Consider the following 20,878-nt stretch of genomic DNA (forward strand, 5'->3'; position numbering starts at 1 on the left):
GGTATAAGACTTGCTTAAACAACGAATTATCACGTCATTGGTGCTGGCGCCACTGGCCCTTGCATTAGTGTTTTTAGCCCCTCTGGATTGGTTTAGTTACTGTGCCGGCGGCATCGTATTATTAGGCGCCTACGAATGGTCGGCGTTAATGGGAATTTGTAATCGCGGCAAAAGGCTTATCTATGTGGCCTTGGTCGGTGTGCTGGTGGCTCTGATGCAATGGCATTGGCCGATCACCGCACTGTGGCAGCAAGGGCAAATGCTGCCGGATATCAATTATGTTTTCACCCTGGCGCTGGCTTGGTGGATTGTCGCCACCATTTTGGTGGTACGTTACCCTAAATTCAGTGATGCCTGGTCGCAGGGTTATTTAATGCGTGGCATTTCCGGAATATTAACCCTGGCACCTTTGTGGCTGGCGTTATGTGTGCTGCGCAGCGCCAACTATGACGAGTCGAGCCAGTTTGGTTCCTACTTGATCCTGGCGGTATTAGGTATTGTCTGGTGTGCCGATATCGGCGCCTATTTCTGTGGTAAAAACTTTGGCAAACACAAATTGATGCCCAAGGTGAGCCCGAATAAAACCATCGAAGGCTTTGTCGGCGGCCTGGTAAGCGCTGCCATCTTCGTCTTGGTATTTTGTTATTTTAAAGATATCGAGCCTGGTATGTGGGCGCCTTATGCACTGATGGCAGTGATTGTTGCTGCCTTTTCTGCGGTGGGCGATCTGCTGGAAAGCATGTTTAAGCGTCAGGCAGGCATGAAGGACAGTGGTAAGTGCTTACCCGGCCATGGCGGTATTCTTGACAGAATCGACAGCCTGACCGCAGCGGCACCTATCTTTGTCGTGTTTTACGCCTGGACCATGACTCTATGAGCAGCAAAAGCGTCACCATTTTAGGCTCTACCGGCTCTATCGGCCAAAGTACCCTGGATGTGATTGCCCGCAATCAAGAGCAATATTCGGTCTTTGCCCTGGTCGCTGGACGTAACCTTGAGCAAATGGTGAGCGACTGTGTTGTGCATAAGCCGCAATTTGCGACTCTTTCCTGCGCTGATGCAAACAAGCAGCTGGCCGAGCGCCTAAATGCGCTTGGAAGTGCCACCCAGGTCGTGGACTATGAGCAGGATATGGCCATGCTCTGCCAACACAGCGATGTTGATATGGTGATGTCCGCCATAGTAGGGGCCGCCGGGCTAATTCCAACCTTGTACGCCATTGAAGCGGCCAAGGTAGTGATGTTGGCAAATAAAGAATCTTTGGTCATGTCGGGGCAATTATTTATGGATAAGGTACGCCACCACGGCGCCACCTTATTGCCCATCGACAGCGAACATAACGCCATCTTCCAATGTATGCCCGAGGCCATTCAAGGCCACCATGACGCCACCTTGACGGCCCATGGGGTGACTAAAATTTTATTAACCGGCTCGGGTGGCCCGTTTCGTGAGCGCGCCCTGGACACCTTTGCCGATATTTCCGTTGCCGAAGCGGTCGCACACCCAAATTGGTCCATGGGCCAGAAAATCTCAGTCGATTCTGCGACCATGATGAACAAGGGTTTGGAATTTATCGAAGCCAAGTGGCTCTTTAATGCCAGCGCCGACGATATCGAAGTGGTGATCCACCCGCAGAGTATGATCCATTCCATGGTGCAGTACAGCGATGGTTCTGTGCTCGCGCAAATGGGGCAACCGGATATGCGCACGCCCATAGCCCACGCTTTGGCTTACCCGCAGCGTATTAATGCCGGTGTGGCGCCCCTGGACTTTAGCACCATGAAAGACTTCAGCTTCCATGCCCCGGATTTTAATCGCTACCCGAACCTGCGCCTTGCCATAGAGGCCTGTAAAGCGGGGCAAAGTGCGACCACCATAATTAACGCCGCAAACGAAGAAGCGGTGGCGGCATTTTTAGCCGGGCATATTCGCTTTACCGATATTTATGCGGTCAATGCCGATACCCTGGCGGCCATGTCGACCCAATATGATGAATGTTTACAGGGAATTTTGCAGTGCGATGGCGACGCAAGACGCGTGGCACAGCAGCAAATTAAGAGTAGGGCAAACTAATGTTTGAATTTTTGTGGCACCTGGGCTCCTTTATCCTTGCCTTGGGTATCCTAGTCACAGTGCACGAATACGGCCACTTCTGGGTGGCTCGCAAGGCTGGCGTTAAGGTGCTGCGCTTTTCCATCGGCTTTGGTAAGCCACTGCTGCGTTGGTACGATAAATTAGGCACCGAATATGTGGTGGCCATGATCCCTCTTGGTGGCTATGTAAAAATGCTCGACGAGCGCGTCGATAAGGTCGCCGAGCATGAGCGTCACCTGTCATTTAATGCCAAATCCGTTTATGCCCGCATTGCCATCGTCAGTGCCGGGCCCTTGGCCAATTTCTTATTCGCTATTTTCGCCCTGAGTCTGATGTATGTCATCGGCGTGCAATCAGTGAAGCCTATTATTGGCGATGTTGGCACACAAAGCCGTGCTCAGGTTGCGGGTTTAAAAGAAGGCGACCAGCTTATTGAGGTGGGTAGCCAGCAAACTCAGGATTGGCAGGAAGTAACTCTGGCATTAATGCAGCACCTGGGTGATGAAAGCGTTAATGTGAAAATACAAACGCCGTCGGGCATGCAAAGCATTAAGGTGCTGGATCTTGAGGGCTGGAGCCTGCAACAGCGCGACCAGTCGCCGCTGGCATCTATTGGTATAGTGCCGTTTCGTCCCGATGCAACCTTAACCTTGGCCATGGTGGCTCCGGATTCTCCGGCGCAAAGAGCCGGTTTACAAGAAGGGGATCTCTTGGTCAGTGTTGAGGACAAGCTGATTAAGTCCTGGCCGGCCTTGGTACAACAAATCGAGCGCTCTGCGGAGCAGCCGCTGAAGTTTCATATCATTCGCGACAAAAGCGGCATGGATGTGACAGTGACCCCAGCGAATAAGCCTATGGAAGATGGTTTGAGTCGCGGTTATCTTGGCGTGGTGCCTGTGGTAGAACCTTGGCCTGAAGATGCAATTGTGACCCGCAGTTACAACCCGATTACGGCCATTGGCCTTGGGGTGACTAAAACCTGGCAAATGGTTAGCCTGAGCTTTGAAATGATTGCCAACCTGATCACAGGTCAGGTATCGATTAAAAATATCAGTGGCCCCGTAGGCATTGCGGTTGGGGCAGGAACTAGCGTAAGCTACGGTTTCGTCGCGTTTTTAAGTTTCTTAGCGCTGATCAGTGTGAGCCTAGGGGTATTTAATTTATTGCCTCTGCCGGTGCTCGACGGTGGTCATCTAATGTATTACATAATTGAACTTATTCGTAAAAAGCCAGTCTCTGAAAAGACACAAGAAATTGGTTTTCGCATTGGTGCAACCTTATTATTGGCGCTTACTGCGTTTGCTTTGTTAAACGATATTGCGCGCTTGTAACTTGAGGTTACTGCCGGCTTGGTTGTTTTATGGGTAAAAACTGAGCCGGATGCATAAAGAAACTGCTGTGTAAGCCAAACAGCAATGATAAGATGGCTGTATTAAACGCAGCCGATGGCCCAAACCAAAACAGCCGTGCGCAAAACGAACTCTAATAGTGCGTTTGGGTGAAGACACTGTAGTAAAGGACAAAGATAATAAAATGGCTATAAAAAAACATTTGGCAGTAACGAGTTTATTAGGGGCCAGTTTCGCCGCCCTGGGCCAAGAATCCTTTATCGTAGAAGATTTAAAAGTTGAAGGTCTGCAGCGAGTAGCTTTAGGCGCCGCGCTGACCCATATCCCCATTAACGTGGGTGACCAAATTGATACCTATACGGTATCGAAAACCATTAAATCCCTGTATAAATCTGGCCATTTCGATGATATCGAAGTGTACCGCGATGGCGATCAAATCATCTTTAAGGTGACCGAACGTCCTACCATCAGTGCTATTGAGTTTGATGGCAACAAGGATATTAAAGACGAGCAGCTGACCGAGAGCCTAGATCAGCAAGATATCCGTACCGGTGAGCCTTTAGATAGAACGGTTTTGGATAATGTGGAAAAGGGTTTGATCGAATTCTTCCACAGTATAGGTAAATACAACGCCAAGATTGACGTTGAGGTCATTCGTCTGCCGCGCAACCGAGTGCGCCTTAAACTCAAGTTTGATGAAGGTGAAGCTGCCTCAATTCGCCAAATTAATATCGTTGGTAACGAGTTGTTCCCGGATGAAGAGCTGCTGGGCCTGGTGGAGTCAAAACAGGACTTACCTTGGTGGCGCTTTATGTCATCGGACCGTTACCAGAAGCAGACTATTGAGGGCGATTTAGAGAAAATTCGCAGCTACTACCTCGACCGTGGTTATCTGCGCTTTAATATCGACTCAACACAAGTTTCGGTAAGTCCTGAGCGTGAGTCCGTGTATGTGACCGCTAACCTCACCGAAGGCGAGCAGTACATGGTTAAGGGCTTTGACTTTATCGGTGACCTGCTTGGCCGAGAAGAGCTGATCCGCAGCGTGCTCCCACTTAAGGCTGGGGAGCTTTACAATGGCTCTGTGGTGACTTCGTCGGAAGAATTTATTAAGAGTTATTTGGCCCGCTTTGGTTATGCCAATGCCGTGGTACGTACTATTCCGGAAATCGACGACGAAACCAAAGAAGTACAACTGGTGTTGTCCGTTGACCCGGGCAAACGTGTTTATGTACGTCGTATCGATATCTCAGGTAACCAAAGTACCGCCGATGAGGTTGTTCGTCGTGAGATGACTCAGCTTGAAGGTGCCTGGCTTTCAAACCAAAACCTTGAGCGCTCAAAATTACAAATTCAACGTTTGCCCTATATGGAAAGCGTGGAGTTCGATGTTAAACCTGTACCCGGTGCAGATGACGAGGTCGATGTTGGCTTTACCGTGAAAGAGCAATCCGCCGGTAGCTTTACCGCTGGCTTGGCTTACGGTTCCTACTACGGCCTGCAGTTTAACATAGGTGTGAGTGAGTCTAACTTCCTTGGCTCTGGTAACCAGGTGGCCTTTAATATCAATACCTCACGTGGTTCAGAAAGCGTCAGCCTGTCTTATACCGACCCTTATTTTACGCCGGATGGCGTCTCTCAGGGTTCGAGCATCTTCTATCGTAACTATGATGCCGGCGAATTTAGCCTGATCGACTATAAATCGAAGAGCTATGGTCTGGGTACCAATATTGGTTTCCCTATTAATGCGGTTAACCGTTTGAACTTTGGTGTGCGTTGGATAGAAGAAGAACTGTCTGATTTGGCCGAATACGAGCAAACGCGCGTACTGCGTGAAACCTTCCTGGACCCGGAAAATCCGGATGCTGGTTTTGAGTTCACCAAGTACGAGCTAAGCGCCGGTTGGTCTCGTGTGACAGTTAACCGTGGTATGTTCCCAACGGCCGGTTCTCGCCAGTCGTTAAACCTGTCGGCAACCACACCGAACTCAGATCTGACGTATTTTAAGATCAACTATAACTCGCGTTATTACTGGCCGGTGAGCGATGACCATCGCTGGGTATTCTCAGCCCGTGCGGCGCTAGGATATGGTAATGGTTATGGCGAAACCAATGGCTATGAGCAGGTTCTTCCTGTGCAGGAGTTCTTCCGCATTACCGAGCAGGAATTACGCGGCTTTGACCGTAATACCATCTTGCCACGTGCGGTAATTCGTTCACCGCAGAATATCCCGGGCACAACCTTGCCTGATGGTACGCCTACCGGCAATATCGGTGGTGCCGAGGAGTTTGATACTCTGCAACTTGCCGGTCGTATCGGTGGTAATGCCAAGGCGGTGGCAGGTATTGAAATGATAGTACCAACACCGTTTTTAGACGACGAGAACAGCAGTTCCGTTCGTACCAGTTTCTTTGTCGATGCGGCTAACGTATGGGATACAGAGTTTAACGTTGACCGTTATCAAAACCTTCAGCCCGATGAGCGTGCGCGCTTGGATGATTATTCCGATCCAGGTCGCTTCAGGGTCTCAACTGGTCTTTCAATCCAGTGGATCTCGCCTATGGGGCCAATGCTAATTAGTTTTGCTTATCCGTTGCAAGAAGAAGAAGATGATAAGACGAAAACTGTTAGCTTTAACATTAGTAACACTTTCTAAGGAGTTTTCTGTGAACAAACTATTTAAAAACACAGCACTAGTAGTATTAGCGGCACTAACCATGGGTACTTCGGTACAGGCTTTGGCGCATAAGGTTGGTATTGTTGATATGCAAACCATCTACTCTCAGGTGCCACAAACTGCGGCTATCGACAATACATTGAAAAGTGAATTCTCTGAGCGTCGTCAAGAACTTGAAAAGCTGCAGGGCGATATCCGTTTTGAAATGGAAAAGTTTCAGCGTGAAGCGCCAACCATGAGCGAAGACCAGAAGAAAGCGCTTGGTGACAAGATCAACAGCATGCAAAAGCAGTTTAACGAAAAAGGTCGTCCGCTAGAGCAAGAAATCAAGCAACGTCAAAACCAAGAGTTGGCCAAGCTACAGAAAACCATTATTACGGCTATTGAAGAAATTGCCAAAGACGGTGATTTCGACGAAGTGAAAGTTAAAGACGGTACTATCTACTTCAACCCTAAAGAAGTGACTGACCTGTCAGAAAAAGTGGTTGAGCGCGTAAGTAAGAAGTAATGATGGCAAAAAGCTTAGCTGACATCGCCCAACACTTAGGTGCCGAGCTTATTGGTGACGGCACCCTTGAAGTAGTTGGCATACAGACGCTTGGAAAAGCAACTGCGGCGCATATTAGTTTTTTAGCGAATAAAAAGTATCGTAGCCAGTTGGTCGATACGAAAGCCGGTGCTGTGATCCTCAGTGCCGCCGATGCCGAGCACTTCGCCGGCAACAAACTGATTTGCCAGGACCCTTATGTGGCCTATGCTAAGTTGGCGCAGCTGCTCGACAGCACGCCGGCTGCGGCTCAGGGGATTCATCCCAGTGCAGTGATCAGCCCGGATGCCAAGGTCAGCGCCAGCGCCAATATCGGCCCATTAGTGGTGATTGAAGCCGGTGCAGTGATTGGCGAGCATGCGCAAATTGGTTCCCATTGTTTTATCGGCAAAGATGCGCAAATCGGTGCCCATACCAAGTTATGGAATAACGTGACTGTTTACCATCAGGTGCAGTTGGGCGAACACTGCTTAGTGCAAGCCAATACTGTGATTGGTGCCGATGGCTTTGGTTATGCCAATGAGCGTGGCCAATGGGTGAAGATCCCTCAGGTCGGATCTGTTATAATCGGCGACCGCGTTGAGATTGGCGCCAGTACCACCATAGATCGGGGCGCTATCGACGACACTATTATCCACGATAACGTGATTATCGATAACCAGTGTCAAATTGCCCACAATGTGGAAATTTGCGAAGGCACCGCTATTGCCGGCTGTACCGTGGTGGCGGGGAGTACCAAAATAGGTCGTTATTGCCAGATAGGTGGTCTAAGTGCCATCACAGGTCATGTAGAGATCTGCGATAAGGTGGTGCTAACCGGTATGAATATGGTTACCAGTGGCATCAACGAGCCGGGTATTTACTCCTCGGGCTTGCCGCACAGCAAGAATAAAGAGTGGCGTCGTACCATAGCGCACCTGCGCAATATTGGTGACATGAATAAGCGTATAAAGGCCATTGAGGCCGAGCTTAAGTCACAAGAATAACTTTGTTTTAAGGAAAAGAAGTTGGCTAATCAGTTAAATAGCTTAGATATTCAAGAGATAATGAGTTTACTACCGCACCGTTATCCGATGCTGTTGGTGGACAAGGTGTTAGATTACACCCCGGGTGAAAGCCTGCATGCAATCAAAAATGTGACCATCAATGAGCCGATCTTTACCGGTCACTTTCCTGAGCAGCCAATTTTCCCAGGCGTGATGATCCTTGAAGCCATGGCCCAGGCGACAGGTCTATTGGGTTTTAAAACCACAGAAAATCGTGGTGAGAACGAGCTATACTTGTTTGCAGCCATCGACAATGCGCGCTTTAAGCAGCCGGTATTACCTGGCGATACCATGCACTTGCATGTAAAGTTCTTAAAAGAGCGCCGCAATATGTGGAAATTCTACGGCGAAGCACGCGTTGACGATAAAGTCGTGTGCAGCGCCGAACTAATGTGTGCAAGAAGAGAGTTTTAATCGTGATCCATCCGACCGCAATTATCGAACCCGGTGCAAAACTTGCTGATGATGTTCAAGTTGGCGCTTATAGCTATATAGGCAATGACGTTGAAATCGGTGCAGGTACTATTATTGAATCTCATGTGGTAGTAAAAGGGCCGTCTAAAATCGGCAAAAACAACCACATCTTTCAATTCGCATCGGTAGGCGAGGCGTGCCAGGATAAAAAATACAAGGATGAACCAACGCAGCTTATCATAGGTGATAACAATATTATTCGCGAATGCGCCACCATTCACCGTGGCACCATTCAGGATCAGGGTATCACCAAGATTGGCAGCAATAACCTGTTTATGGCCTATACCCATGTTGCGCATGACGCAGTGATTGGCGACAACGTTATTTTTGCCAATAACGCCAGTGTCGCGGGCCACGTGCACATAGGTGACTGGGTGATCCTAGCGGGTAACTCAGGCGTGCATCAGTTCTGTAAAGTGGGGGCTCATGCCTTTATCGGCATGTACTCGGGTGTAAACCAGGATGTGCCACCGTATGTGACTACAATCGGCACGCCTGCGCGCCCGGTGGCTATCAATACCGAAGGCTTGAAGCGTCGCGGTTTTGAATCTGACGAAATCATGGCCCTGCGCCGTGCTTATAAGACCTTGTTCCGTAAGGGATTGAAGGCCGATGAAGCACTGGCACAGCTGCAAGAGGAAGTGGCTAACTTCCCAGCCATTCAGCCTATGATCGACTTGGTTAACAGCTCTACGCGCGGCATTATTCGTTAGTATAAGAGCTGCAAACTAGCAGAGCAGAAATATATGAAAAAGCGCTAACTCGGTTGGTAAACCCGGTTAGCGCTTTTTTTATGCCTGTGTAAATGTGATTGCGGCTGTTTCGCTAGTTAAGCAACTGGCTGATGGCACGATACTCCTCATACAGCTGATATAGCTCCTTGTGGCTAGCCACAGCTTTTATCTGGCCTTCGTCCATCCACAACACCTTATCCATATGACTCAGCAGTGAAGTTTCATGAGTGCTTATGACCAGGGTTTTGTTTTGTGTCAGGGTTAAGACCGCATCAAAGACCTTGCTTTGATTATCACCGTCCAGGCCGCGGGTGGGTTCATCCAATATCAGCACTTGTGGGTCGCGCAAAAATAGTTGCGCCAGGTGCAAACGCCTGGCTTCGCCGGCGGACAGCTGGCGTCCGGTGGCTCCTACTTGGGTGTCCAGGCGCTTAGTCATTTGCTTTACCGTGGCCGCCAGTTGCGCCTGTTCGAGCGCCGACCAGATTTCTTCATCAGTGGCATCCTCCTTGGCAAGAAGCAGGTTTTCTTTGATGGTGGCGCTAAAGGTGTGGCTGAATTGATTCAGCACGCCCAACTCTTGATTAAGCCAAGCGGGGTCTAGCATCTCTACGTGAGTATCAAACGCCAAAAACGTTCCCTGTTGTGGCTGGAGCTGCGCCGTTAGCAGGCCAAGCAAGGTGGACTTGCCGGCGCCGCTTCTGCCTACTATCGCGAGCTTCTCACCTCGCTTTATGTCCAGGGACAAGGATTGAAAAACAGGGGGCTGATTTGGGTAGGCAAAGCAAACTCGGTCGAGGGAGAAGATAAGCTCGGCGTGCGCTTTTCCTTGTTGCACCTGTGTTGGCGTTTTATCCACTTCGGCTAGTTGGGCGCGAATGCGCCCGGCGCTGGCCAAGGTGAGTTCCAGTTTTAGCATGGCATCGGGCAGCATTAACACGGACTCAAAGGCACCTAATACCAAGAGCACCAGCATGGCCAGCTCAACCTGTGCCAACTGACCGCTATTGACCAGTGGGATCAAGGCCACAAGTGCCATAACTATCGTCAGCTGGCTGATAAGCAGTGACAGTCCCTGATGGATGGCAAACCAGCGATGTGCCTTTTGTTGCTCTTTGGCCAGCGCTTGCTGCGCCTTATCCAGATCTTGCCAATATTGTTGTGCGGCGCCCGCCAAATGCAGCTCTTTTAAGCCGCGCGCGCCCTCTACCAGGCATTCACTTAACTTGCTTTGCGCATCCTGTGTGCGTTTGCCGACTCCTTTTAGATTACGACTAAGCCAGGCGGGCAAGATGACTCCGGTAATGAGCAAGGCCGCAAGGGTCACCAGCAGCAGCACAGGGCTGTAGCTGCCGAGCACCCAGGCAATTAAGGGTAAGGCCATGATAGCCAATAACAGGGGTACCAGAACGCCGATATAGAATTCATCGAGTTGTTCAACGTCTTCCTGCAACTGTGACAGGCGTTGCCCGACACTGGTAAAGCTCTGCAAGGGGGCCTGGGTGAGGGCGGCGAAAATGCGCACCCGCAGGGTTTTAAGTATTAAAAAGGTGGTGTTGTGATTGACCAGGCGCTGGGCGTAGCCGCTGGCGGTACGAACGATGGCCAGGAAGCGAATAATGCCCGCCGGGGTGAAGTAGTTCATGGTCATCCCTTGTAAACCCGCGGCGGCCATGGCCGCCAAAAACCAGGCGGAAACGGCCAGCAGGGTAATATTGGCGGCCAGGGCAAGAAAAGCCAAAAATAGACCTAACAGCGCCCAGCCAAGGTGGGGGCGAATGAGGGAAATAAGAAAGCGCCAATTAGCCATAAACCACCTCCGGCGCCTTAAGCATGCTGCCAAGCTGAGAATGAGTATCGGCGGCAAGCTCGTTATAGCTGCCTTGTTCTATCAGCTCACCCTGTTTAAGTACCAGGACCTGATTGGCTTGGCTCAAGGTATTGAGTCTATGGGCAATGATCACCACCAGGGTGTGTGCGCTGATGCGCCCAAGACAGGCCTGCACCTTTTGTTCGCTAAGCTTATCGAGCGCCGCCGTGGGCTCGTCTAAAAAGATCACATCCGGTTGCCGTAATAGGGCTCTGGCCAGGGCCAGACGTTGTATCTGACCGCCGGATAGACCCTGGCCCAATTCGCCGATTTTTGTATCGTACTGATGGGGCAGAGCCATGATAAAGGCGTCCAAATCCAGCTCTTTACAAAGCGCGCGTATAGCCTCAAGGTCGATAGACTCGCTGCCAAGGGCAATATTCTCGGCCAGGGTGCCACTGAATAAGGTGGGCGTTTGCGCGACCCAGGCAATGCGCTGTTGATAGCTGGCAATATCGATATCCGTTAACGGTATGCCATTGATGCGTATGGCCGAGTTTGCTTGCGGATATAAGCCCATCAAGCAGTCCATCAGGGTGGATTTGCCGGCGCCGCTTTGGCCTACCAGGGCGAGTATGCCGTTAGCTTCGGTGCTAAAGCTGATATTTTTTAGCACCGCATTGGCGCCCTCATCGAGGCTCAGGGATAACTCCTGCACTTCTAACTTGGTGATAGATGCTAGCTTGGCCTTATCCCGCGTATTTTTTGGCAGAGGAGCTTGCTGCAGCTCTTGTGTGCTCAAAAGCGCCAGCATGGAGTCGGCGCAGGCCAGACCCTTGAGCTTGGCATGGTAATGCTGCCCCAACTGACGCAGTGGCAGATAAAACTCAGGTGCCAACAAGAGCACCACAAAACCTGTGGCAAAATCCAGGGTGCCGAAATATAAACGAAAGCCGATGATCACGGCCACCAAGGCAATGCTGATGGTGGCTAAAAATTCCAGCGCCAGGGTGGAAATAAAGGCGATACGTAATACCGACAGAGTCGATATACGAAACTGATCCGCCATCTGCTCAACGCGCTTAACCTGGCTCTGGGCGCTGTTAAATAGTTTTAATTGAGTCAGGCCGTTTAGGCGGTCAAAAAAGAACTGCCCCATATACTGTAGGCGTTGCCAATTTCGCTCATTCAGCGCTTGCGCCTTATAGCCAATGAGGATCATAAAAAATGGAATAAGCGGCGCGGTAATAAGAAAAATAAGCCCGGACTTCCAGTCGATGGGAAATACCACGGCGATAATGGCAAAGGGAATAAGCCCAGCATAGGCTACCGCCGGCAGGTATTTGGCGAAGTAATCGTGCAGAGCTTCCACTCCCTGGTTGAGGGTGAGTACCCACTCCGATGCCGGGCGGCTCGCTGAGCCGTTTTCTTGCTGTTTGACCAAGGCTTTCCACAGAGCTTCACGCATCGCCAGCTTGATATTGAGTGCACTGCGCTCAGCTATGGCGCGACTGGCTCCTATCAAGAGCGCCCGCAGTAGACCTAATCCCGCCAGCAAGTACAGGGCTTGTGTCTGCTCGGCTAAGTCTTGCCCGGCAAACATCACCTTATGGCACAACTGCGCCAGCACATAGCAACTGATGATCATCAACACGCCACTGCTAAAGCCCAAAAATATGCTTAGCAGCAAAGGGCGGTTATGGGGGCGGGTAAATTCCTTTAAAAAGGCGCGCAGCTGGAGTTGCTGCGCGCGATTTGGTTGGGGGTTCATGAGCTTAGAAGTGCTCCTGCTCGTCGTCTGCAATACTGTCGGTGTGCTGTTGCATTTCATACCACATCACATTAATTACGCCGAAAGCAACGGCAAAGAGTACTCCTAATATCCAAGCGAAATACCACATAATGCCTCCTTAATAGCTGCCGTGAGAGTTGTTTTCGATTTCTTCATGACTGACTCGACGCCACATCTTCACATAACACCAGGTGGTGTAACTCAGGACTATGGGCAGCAGCAGTGCCACCACGATAAACATGATGTTAAGGGTCATATGGCTGGAAACCGCATCCCAAATGGTCAGACTCATATTGGCATCATGGCTTGAAGGCATGATGAAGGGGAACAGGCTGGCGCCAAAAGTCATAATAATGCCAACCAGCATTAAGCTGGTGAGGATAAAGCCCAGTCCGGCCTTGTTGCGCCAAGAGCAAAGCAGAGCCAATACGCCAGCCACATAAGCCAGCACTGGGAAGGCCATACTCCACGGCCGCTGCTGGTAGCCATCGAGCCATAAACCGGTGCCTGTTTTCACTGTTTTTGCCAAGGGATCGGCATGACTACCGGGCTCGGCCATGGTGATAATTTGCATGCCCTCGATTTGCGTTAACCAGACTCCGGCAATGGCAAAGCCCACCAGAGCTAGGATCAATGCCAGGCGACCCAATTTAGCGGCGCGTGAGGCGACCGGATCTACGGTGCGCAGTTGCAACCATAGACCGCCATGGGCGACCAACATGGTGACGCTAATAAGGCCACAAAGCAGGGCAAAGGGGTTGAGCAAAGCAAAGAAAGAGCCCAAGTAGCTGACCCGCATAAGATTATCTATATGCAAGGGCACCCCTTGGATCAGGTTGCCAAAGGCGACACCAAAAATGAGTGCCGGAATAAAGCTGCCGGCAAAGAGTGCCCAGTCCCAACGGTTGCGCCAAGACGGGTTATCCAGCTTGGAGCGATAGTCAAAGGCCAAGGGGCGGAAAAACAGCGCAAACAGCACCAGCATCATGGCGAAGTAAAAGCCGGAAAAAGCCGCTGCATACACCATTGGCCAGGCTGCAAATAAGGCGCCACCGGCGGTGATCAGCCAGACTTGGTTGCCGTCCCAGTGTGCGCCGACGGTGTTAATTACCACACGGCGCTCGACATCTTTTTTGGCGACAAAGGGCAGCAAGACCGCGGCGCCCATGTCCATACCATCGGTGATGGCAAAGCCGATAAGCAGGGCACCAATTAACAGCCACCAGATCAGTTTTAGGGTTTCGTAATCGAAAATCATACCTGAGTCTCCTTAAGGGCGGCCTGGCGTTCAAAATAATACTTGCCGGTGTGCAGCGAGCTGGGACCCTGTTTAATAAAGTGCAGCATCAACCACACCTCGATAATGGCGAGTATGGTGTAGAAGATAATAAAGCCGGTCAGGGAGATCAGCACATCATTAAAGGTCAGGCTGGAGGTGGCCATAAAGGTGGGCAGCACTTCGGAAATTGCCCAGGGTTGGCGACCGAACTCGGCCACAAACCAACCTGTTTCTATGGCTATCCAGGGTAGGGGAATGGCAAATAAGGCGGCCTTAAGCAGCCAGCGTTTTTTCTCAATCACCCGCTTGGCGTTGTAATAGAAAGAAGCGGCGAAGATAAACAGCATGATCATTCCACAGGCCACCATAACGCGGAAGGTCCAGAATAGCGGACCGACGGCAGGGATCGAGTCCTTCACCGCCATAGCGATTTCTTCTTCACTGGCGTTATAGACATCATCGCGATAGCGCTTAAGCAACAAGCCATAGCCGAGATCGGCCTTGTACTTGTCAAATTCGGCAACGATCTCGGGGCGGGTATCACCATTGCGCAACTTTTCCAGATAGCGATAGGCAATCATGCCGCTGCGGATACGCACCTCGTGCTGCTGCTGTAACTCCTTGATACCAGTGACCTCTTCATCAAGGGAGCGGGTGGCGATAATGCCCATCACATAGGGGATTTTAACCGCGGCATGGGTTTCCTGTGCTTCTGAGTCGGGAATGCCGAATAGGGTAAAGGCGGCGGGGGCGGGTTCGGTTTCCCATTCAGCTTCAATGGCGGCCAGTTTAACCTTTTGCACCTCGCCAACCTCATAACCGGACTCATCGCCGAGCAAGATGACACAGAGCACCGAGGCTAAACCAAAGCTACAGGCCACCGAAAACGAGCGTTTGGCAAAGGCCACGTCGCGCCCTTTAAGCAGGTAATAGGCGCTGATCCCAAGCACAAACATGGACGCGGCGACATAACCGGCGGACACGGTATGAATAAACTTCACCTGGGCAACCGGGTTGAAGACCAGCTCGCCAAAGCTTTGCATTTCCATGCGCATGGTTTGGTAATTAAATTCTGAGCCCACTGGGTTTTGCATCCAGCCGTTGGCGATAAGGATCCACAGCGCCGAGAGGTTGGTACCTATGGCCATGAGAAAGGTAACACCCAGGTGTTGCACCTTGGTCAGACGGTCCCAGCCGAGGAAGAACATGCCAACAAAGGTGGATTCGAGGAAGAAAGCCATCAGGCCTTCGATAGCGAGCGGCGCGCCGAAGATGTCGCCGACATAATGCGAATAGTAGGACCAGTTGGTACCGAATTCGAACTCCATGGTCAGTCCGGTGGCGACCCCAAGCGCAAAGTTGATACCGAATAACTTGCCCCAAAACTTGGTCATATCACGATATATTTCTCGCCCTGTCATCACATAGACGGATTCCATTATCACCAAAATCCATGTCATCCCTAACGTCAGTGGCACGAATAAAAAGTGATAGAAGGCCGTTATTGCAAATTGCAGACGGGATATGTCTACAAAGGATTCATCTATCATGGTTTACCCCTAATGTAAGATGTTTGAACTTTCAGTAATAACTGAAAGTTTGCATAGTATCCGTACTTATTGGTTAACAGTCAACCACACATTAGCAGCTGCTAATTTATAAAAAAATTCATTGCGATGAAAAAACAGCCGGCTTGCGCTCTGTGCCAAGGGATGAAAAAATCGGCTATTTTTCAGCGCCGTGGATTTGTGCTCCGCTAAGGTTTTAAGCACACCCTAAACAGGGTAGACTAGGCTGTTAATAATAACAGTGGTATATGGGAAACCCCCTTTAGATGAGCGCAGCAGCTAAACCTCTACGTATCGGTATTGTTGCCGGAGAAATGTCGGGCGACATTCTCGGCGAAGGCCTGATGAAAGCGATCTTGAAATCTCACCCGGATGCAGAGTTTGTCGGCATCGGTGGCCCGCGCATGCAGGCGCTAGGCTGTGACAGCCTGTTTGATATGGAAGAGTTGTCTGTGATGGGCTTGGTTGAGGTGCTCTCGCGTTTGCCACGCCTGCTGCGTATTCGCAAAGAACTGGTGCAGCATTTTATCGCTAACCCGCCGGATGTGTTTGTCGGTATCGATGCGCCGGATTTTAATCTGCGTGTTGAACAGCCGCTTAAAGAAGCGGGCATCACGACTGTGCATTATGTCAGCCCTTCGGTGTGGGCATGGCGACAAAAACGTATTCATAAAATCGCCAAAGCCACTAACCTGGTGTTGTCCCTGTTACCCTTTGAAAAAGCATTTTACGATGAGCATCAGGTGCCCTGCACCTTTGTCGGTCACACCCTGGCCGATGATATTGCCGTTGAACAGGATAATACCCAGGCGCGGGAGCAATTAGGTTTATCCCATCAGGATAAGGTACTTGCTTTGCTACCCGGCAGCCGAGGCTCCGAGGTTGGCTTGCTAACCCCTACCTATGCGCAAACCGCTGAGCGTTTGCAACAGCAAAATCCGGACTTAAAGGTGGTGGTGCCTTTGGTTAATGAAGCGCGTAAGGAGCAGTTTTTAGCACTGCAACAGGAGCATGCGCCAAAGCTTAAGGCCATCCTGCTTGACGGTCAGTCCAGCTTAGCCATGCAGGCCAGCGACGCCATTTTGCTGGCCTCCGGGACCGCCTCATTGGAAGGCATGTTGTATAAAAAGCCCATGGTGGTGGGCTATAAGCTTAAACCTATGACCTACTGGATGGTGCAAAACGTCTTTACCTTTACCATCAAGTATTTCTCGCTGCCGAACCTGCTGGCCGATGAAGAATTGGTGCCCGAGTATTTGCAACATGAATGCAATGTCGACGCCTTGTGTGCGGCGCTGGAGCCGCGCCTGTACGGTGATAACAGCGCCTTAATCGCTCGCTTTACCGAAATCCATCAGAATATTCGTTGTGATGCCAGCCGTCAGGCGGCCAAAGCCGTATTGGAGCTTATCGATGCAAATTAATCGCCCAGACGTACAATATATTGCCGGTGTCGATGAAGTAGGGCGCGGACCCTTAGTGGGCGATGTGGTCACCGCCGCGGTGATCCTCGACCCCAATAAGCCCATTGCCGGTCTGACCGACTCGAAAAAGCTAAGCGATAAAAAGCGCCAGGCACTGAGCGAAGAAATCAAAGAAAAAGCCCTGAGTTACTGTATTGCCCGCGCCACGGTGGAAGAGATTGACGAGCTCAATATTCTCCACGCTACCATGCTGGCCATGAGCCGCGCCGTAGCCGGTTTGGATATTACCCCAGATTTTGTGTTTGTCGATGGCAACCGTTTGCCGGCGCTCGATATGGCGGCGCAGGCCGTGGTGAAAGGGGATGCGCTGGTGGCAGAGATCAGTGCCGCATCCATTTTGGCCAAGGTGGCGCGCGATCAGGAAATGATCGAGCTTGATGCCCAGTATCCTCAATATGGTTTTGCCGGGCATAAAGGCTATCCGACCAAGGCGCATTTTGAAGCCTTGGCCGAGCATGGTGCCCTTGAGCAGCACAGAAAAAGTTTTAAGCCCGTACAAAGGGTACTGGCCGAGCGAGGACAATAAGCAATGGCAGCACCTCAGTTCGTTCATTTACGGGTTCACAGTGACTTTTCCATGGTCGATGGCCTGGCTAAAACCAAGCCCATAGTCGCCAAGGCGCAGGAGTTGCAACTCAGTGCCCTGGCTATTACCGATCAAATGAACCTCTGCGGCCTGGTGCGCTTTTATGGTGCTGCTCATGGCGCCGGCATTAAGCCCATAGTCGGTGCCGATATCTGGCTCAATACCCCGGAATTTCCCGACGAGCCTTGTCGTTTATTACTGCTGGCGAAAAACAATCAGGGTTATAAAAACCTCACCTTGCTTATTTCCAAGGCCTATTTGCGTGGTCATGTGATGCACCGTGCCATGGTCGACAGAGACTGGCTGGCGGAGCATGGCGAAGGCCTGATCATTATCAGCGGTGGTAAAGACGGTGACTTGGGTAAGGCACTGCTTAAGGGCAACGCCGGTATTATCGAAGAGATCAGCCAGTTTTATCGCACCCATTTCCCCGGTGATTATTATTTAGAGCTGATCCGCACCTCCCGCGCCGACGAAGAAACCTATTTACACCTGGCGGTTGAGCACGCCTATGCGCATCAGCTGCCGGTGGTGGCCACCAACGAAGTGGTCTTCTTAAAACCGGATGACTTTGAGCCCCATGAAATTCGTGTGGCTATCCACGATGGTTACACCCTGGAAGATAAGCGCAGACCCAAGCGCTTCTCGCAGGAGCAATATCTAAAAACGCCCGAGCAAATGACCGAGCTGTTTAGCGATATTCCCGAGGCGCTGCAAAACACGGTGGAAATTGCCAAGCGCTGTAATGTGACAGTGCAACTGGGCACCTATTTCTTGCCGGATTACCCCACGGGTTCGCTGAAAATCGAGGACTTCCTGGTTAAGGTATCCCGCGATGGCCTTGAAGAGCGTTTACAGTTTTTATTCCCTGACGAGCAGGTGCGTGCCGAGCGCCGCGGTGAATACGACGAGCGTTTGCAAATCGAGCTCGATGTAATCAACCAAATGGGATTCCCCGGTTACTTCTTGATCGTAATGGAGTTCATCCAGTGGTCCAAAGATAACAATATTCCCGTGGGCCCGGGGCGGGGCTCGGGTGCAGGTTCACTTGTGGCCTATGCCCTGAAGATCACCGACCTGGATCCGTTGCAGTTTGACCTGCTATTCGAGCGATTTCTAAACCCAGAGCGGGTCTCCATGCCCGACTTCGACGTCGACTTCTGTATGGACCGCCGCGATGAGGTAATAGACCACGTAGCCAAGTTGTATGGCCGCGATGCGGTATCCCAGATTATCACCTTTGGTACCATGGCGGCCAAGGCGGTTATTCGTGACGTGGGCCGGGTGCTGGGTCACCCTTATGGTTTCGTCGACCGAATTTCCAAGCTGATCCCTGGCGATCCGGGTATGACCCTGGCCAAAGCATTTGAAATCGAACCGCGTTTACCCGAAGCCTATGATGGTGACGAGGAAGTACGCGACCTGATAGACATGTGCCGTATTCTCGAGGGCTGTACTCGTAATGCCGGTAAACACGCCGGTGGTGTTGTAATCTCACCGACTACCATCACAGATTTTGCCGCCCTGTACTGCGATGAAGAGGGCAAGTTCCCGGTTACCCAGTTCGATAAGAACGATGTAGAAACCGCCGGTCTGGTTAAATTCGACTTCCTGGGTCTGCGTACACTGACTATTTTGCAGTGGGCCCTGGATATGACCAATGAGCGTCTCGCCCGTGAGGGCAAAGAGCCGGTGGATATCAATGCCATTCCGCTGGATGACAGACCCAGTATCGAGCTGCTGCTGCGCGCCGAGACCACGGCTGTGTTCCAGCTCGAATCCCGCGGTATGAAAGACCTGATTCGCCGTCTTAAGCCGGACTGCTTCGAAGATATGATAGCCCTGGTGGCCCTGTTCCGTCCGGGGCCACTGCAATCGGGCATGGTAGATAACTTTATCGACCGTAAGCATGGTAACGAGGAAATCTCTTACCCGGATGCCCAGTACCAGCACACCAGCTTGCAACCCATTTTGGAGCCGACCTATGGCGTAATCCTGTATCAGGAGCAGGTTATGCAAATCGCCCAGGTTCTCGCCGGGTACTCGCTCGGTGGCGCCGACTTATTACGTCGAGCCATGGGTAAGAAGAAGCCGGAAGAAATGGCCAAGCAGCGCTCGACCTTCGAAGAAGGGGCGATACAAAATGGCGTTGACGGCGAACTGGCGATGAAAATCTTCGACTTGGTAGAGAAATTCGCCGGTTATGGTTTTAACAAATCACACTCCGCCGCGTATGCCCTGGTGTCGTATCAGACCCTGTGGATGAAAACTCATTATCCGTCCGAATTTATGGCTGCGGTAATGTCGGCGGATATGGATAACACGGATAAAATCGTTACCCTGGTGGACGAATGTGAAAACATGAAGCTCACCTTGTTGCCACCGGATGTAAACGCCGGCCTGTATAAGTTTACCGTGAACAAGCAAGGCGAGATTGTCTACGGCATAGGTGCCATCAAAGGCGTGGGTGAAGGCCCGGTAGAAGCGATTTTGAGCGCCCGTGAGCAGGAAGGGCCGTTTAAGGATCTGTTCGACTTCTGTGCCCGAGTTGATTTAAAGCGCCTTAATAAGCGGGTTATCGAAAAGCTGATTATGGCCGGTGCCATGGATAAGCTGGGACCGGATCCTGTGCAGGGTGGTCGCGCCATCTTGATGGCTTCATTGCCCGAGGCGATTAAATCCGCCGAGCAGCACAATAAGGCTGAGCAACTGGGGCAGGGCGACCTCTTTGGCCTGCTTGCCACTGAGCCGGAAGAGGTTGAACAAGCCTTTAAACGAGTGCCATACTTTACCGATAATCAATGGCTTGACGGTGAGCGTGAAACACTGGGATTATTCCTAACCGGGCACCCAATAAATCAGTATCGTGGCGAACTTAAGCACTATACTAGCGGTAAACTCGTCGATCTGACGCCGACCGAGCGAGATGTGCAAACCACGGCGGCGGGCTTGGTGATCAGCGCCCGAACTTTGATAAATAAGAAGAATAAACGCTGGGGATTAATCACCTTAGATGACAAGAGTGCCCGTCTTGATGTACGCTTATTCCCAGAACAGTTTGAAATGTTCCAAGAATTGCTGCAAATCAACAATATCTTGGTGATAACTGGACAGGTCAGCTTTGATAACTTCTCTGGCGGCATTACAATGACCGCCCGAGACGTCTGTACCCTCGCCGAGGCCCGTGAAAAACGCATTAAAGCGATGAAAATGACGGTGGATATGGCACAAGTTGACGACAACTTCTTCGAAAAGTTGGAAAAAGTGCTGGAACCGTATAAGTTTGGCACCTGTCCGGTAAAAATACTGTACCGGCGACCAGATGCCTTGGCTGAGCTGGAACTAGGAACACAATGGTGTGTGACGCCTGCGGATGACTTAATTCATAAGTTATCCCTGATGGCGGCACAAAATATAGAATTAGAATTTAATTAAATG

The 20,878-nt window shown here is 51.0% G+C and carries 16 protein-coding genes; 11 read left to right on the forward strand and 5 right to left on the reverse strand.

The window, feature by feature from the left end; translation table 11 throughout:
• Positions 1 to 10 precede the first annotated feature (10 nt).
• From C2M34_RS06650 to lpxA, 8 genes are all read left to right on the forward strand, one after another.
• Positions 11 to 877 carry a phosphatidate cytidylyltransferase gene (locus tag C2M34_RS06650; protein ID WP_105258373.1) on the forward strand — a complete coding sequence of 289 codons (867 nt, stop codon included), beginning with the start codon at positions 11 to 13 and terminating at the stop codon, positions 875 to 877.
• Positions 874 to 2,073, forward strand: a complete 1,200-nt coding sequence (ispC, locus tag C2M34_RS06655; protein WP_105258374.1) for a 1-deoxy-D-xylulose-5-phosphate reductoisomerase — start codon at positions 874 to 876, stop codon at positions 2,071 to 2,073. The genes C2M34_RS06650 and ispC overlap by 4 nt, the downstream gene beginning before the upstream one ends.
• The gene (rseP, locus tag C2M34_RS06660) at positions 2,073 to 3,425 is read left to right on the forward strand and encodes a sigma E protease regulator RseP (protein ID WP_105258375.1); all 1,353 of its coding nucleotides are present in this window, start codon (positions 2,073 to 2,075) and stop codon (positions 3,423 to 3,425) included. Before ispC ends, rseP begins: the two co-directional genes overlap by 1 nt.
• Positions 3,426 to 3,627: 202 nt before the next feature.
• The gene (bamA, locus tag C2M34_RS06665) at positions 3,628 to 6,099 is read left to right on the forward strand and encodes an outer membrane protein assembly factor BamA (RefSeq protein ID WP_105258436.1); all 2,472 of its coding nucleotides are present in this window, start codon (positions 3,628 to 3,630) and stop codon (positions 6,097 to 6,099) included.
• Between the two features lie 10 nt (positions 6,100 to 6,109).
• Positions 6,110 to 6,628 (forward strand): OmpH family outer membrane protein, encoded by a 519-nt coding sequence (locus C2M34_RS06670; protein ID WP_105258376.1) that lies wholly within the window; start codon positions 6,110 to 6,112, stop codon positions 6,626 to 6,628.
• Positions 6,628 to 7,653: a UDP-3-O-(3-hydroxymyristoyl)glucosamine N-acyltransferase gene (lpxD, locus tag C2M34_RS06675; RefSeq protein ID WP_105258377.1), complete on the forward strand. Its 1,026-nt coding sequence runs from the start codon at positions 6,628 to 6,630 to the stop codon at positions 7,651 to 7,653. The genes C2M34_RS06670 and lpxD overlap by 1 nt, the downstream gene beginning before the upstream one ends.
• 21 nt (positions 7,654 to 7,674) lie before the next feature.
• Complete coding sequence (gene fabZ / locus C2M34_RS06680; RefSeq protein ID WP_105200527.1) at positions 7,675 to 8,127, forward strand: 3-hydroxyacyl-ACP dehydratase FabZ; 453 nt, start codon at positions 7,675 to 7,677, stop codon at positions 8,125 to 8,127.
• Between the two features lie 2 nt (positions 8,128 to 8,129).
• On the forward strand, positions 8,130 to 8,900 hold the full coding sequence (lpxA, locus tag C2M34_RS06685) for an acyl-ACP--UDP-N-acetylglucosamine O-acyltransferase (protein WP_105200526.1): 771 nt from the start codon (positions 8,130 to 8,132) through the stop codon (positions 8,898 to 8,900).
• Positions 8,901 to 9,012: 112 nt separating this feature from the next.
• Here the strand turns inward: lpxA and cydC are convergent, their stop codons facing one another.
• Genes cydC through C2M34_RS06710 form a run of 5 tightly spaced genes read right to left on the reverse strand, consistent with a single transcriptional unit; the run spans position 9,013 to position 15,352 of the window.
• Positions 9,013 to 10,731: a thiol reductant ABC exporter subunit CydC gene (gene cydC, locus C2M34_RS06690; RefSeq protein WP_105258378.1), complete on the reverse strand. Its 1,719-nt coding sequence runs from the start codon at positions 10,729 to 10,731 to the stop codon at positions 9,013 to 9,015.
• Positions 10,724 to 12,502: a thiol reductant ABC exporter subunit CydD gene (gene cydD, locus C2M34_RS06695; RefSeq protein ID WP_105258379.1), complete on the reverse strand. Its 1,779-nt coding sequence runs from the start codon at positions 12,500 to 12,502 to the stop codon at positions 10,724 to 10,726. Before cydD ends, cydC begins: the two co-directional genes overlap by 8 nt.
• A 4-nt stretch (positions 12,503 to 12,506) precedes the next feature.
• Positions 12,507 to 12,632, reverse strand: a complete 126-nt coding sequence (cydX, locus tag C2M34_RS06700) for a cytochrome bd-I oxidase subunit CydX (protein WP_105190793.1) — start codon at positions 12,630 to 12,632, stop codon at positions 12,507 to 12,509.
• Positions 12,633 to 12,641: 9 nt separating this feature from the next.
• Positions 12,642 to 13,781, reverse strand: a complete 1,140-nt coding sequence (cydB, locus tag C2M34_RS06705; RefSeq protein ID WP_105200523.1) for a cytochrome d ubiquinol oxidase subunit II — start codon at positions 13,779 to 13,781, stop codon at positions 12,642 to 12,644.
• A complete protein-coding gene (locus C2M34_RS06710) occupies positions 13,778 to 15,352 on the reverse strand; it encodes a cytochrome ubiquinol oxidase subunit I (RefSeq protein WP_105258380.1) in 1,575 nt (524 codons plus the stop codon). The genes cydB and C2M34_RS06710 overlap by 4 nt, the downstream gene beginning before the upstream one ends.
• A 284-nt stretch (positions 15,353 to 15,636) precedes the next feature.
• Here C2M34_RS06710 and lpxB point away from each other — a divergent pair, with 284 nt between their 5' ends.
• The 3 genes from lpxB to dnaE are packed head-to-tail and all read left to right on the forward strand — an operon-like array spanning position 15,637 to position 20,875.
• Entirely contained in the window at positions 15,637 to 16,794 is a 1,158-nt protein-coding gene (gene lpxB, locus C2M34_RS06715; RefSeq protein WP_105258381.1) for a lipid-A-disaccharide synthase, read from the forward strand.
• Entirely contained in the window at positions 16,784 to 17,380 is a 597-nt protein-coding gene (gene rnhB, locus C2M34_RS06720; protein ID WP_105258382.1) for a ribonuclease HII, read from the forward strand. Before lpxB ends, rnhB begins: the two co-directional genes overlap by 11 nt.
• 3 nt (positions 17,381 to 17,383) lie before the next feature.
• The gene (gene dnaE / locus C2M34_RS06725) at positions 17,384 to 20,875 is read left to right on the forward strand and encodes a DNA polymerase III subunit alpha (protein WP_105200519.1); all 3,492 of its coding nucleotides are present in this window, start codon (positions 17,384 to 17,386) and stop codon (positions 20,873 to 20,875) included.
• The last annotated feature ends 3 nt before the right edge of the window (positions 20,876 to 20,878 follow it).

The organism is Pseudoalteromonas sp. T1lg88 (genome assembly GCF_002964765.1).
Taxonomy (GTDB): Bacteria; Pseudomonadota; Gammaproteobacteria; order Enterobacterales; family Alteromonadaceae; genus Pseudoalteromonas.

Coding starts and splice junctions, on each gene's coding strand:
- ispC (WP_105258374.1), top strand. CDS start 874: ATGAGCAGCAAAAGCGTCACCATTTTAGGCTCTACCGGCTCTATCGGC.
- rseP (WP_105258375.1), top strand. CDS start 2,073: ATGTTTGAATTTTTGTGGCACCTGGGCTCCTTTATCCTTGCCTTGGGT.
- bamA (WP_105258436.1), top strand. CDS start 3,628: ATGGCTATAAAAAAACATTTGGCAGTAACGAGTTTATTAGGGGCCAGT.
- lpxD (WP_105258377.1), top strand. CDS start 6,628: ATGATGGCAAAAAGCTTAGCTGACATCGCCCAACACTTAGGTGCCGAG.
- cydC (WP_105258378.1), bottom strand. CDS start 10,731: ATGGCTAATTGGCGCTTTCTTATTTCCCTCATTCGCCCCCACCTTGGC.
- cydD (WP_105258379.1), bottom strand. CDS start 12,502: ATGAACCCCCAACCAAATCGCGCGCAGCAACTCCAGCTGCGCGCCTTT.
- cydX (WP_105190793.1), bottom strand. CDS start 12,632: ATGTGGTATTTCGCTTGGATATTAGGAGTACTCTTTGCCGTTGCTTTC.
- cydB (WP_105200523.1), bottom strand. CDS start 13,781: ATGATTTTCGATTACGAAACCCTAAAACTGATCTGGTGGCTGTTAATT.
- C2M34_RS06710 (WP_105258380.1), bottom strand. CDS start 15,352: ATGATAGATGAATCCTTTGTAGACATATCCCGTCTGCAATTTGCAATA.
- lpxB (WP_105258381.1), top strand. CDS start 15,637: ATGAGCGCAGCAGCTAAACCTCTACGTATCGGTATTGTTGCCGGAGAA.
- rnhB (WP_105258382.1), top strand. CDS start 16,784: ATGCAAATTAATCGCCCAGACGTACAATATATTGCCGGTGTCGATGAA.
- dnaE (WP_105200519.1), top strand. CDS start 17,384: ATGGCAGCACCTCAGTTCGTTCATTTACGGGTTCACAGTGACTTTTCC.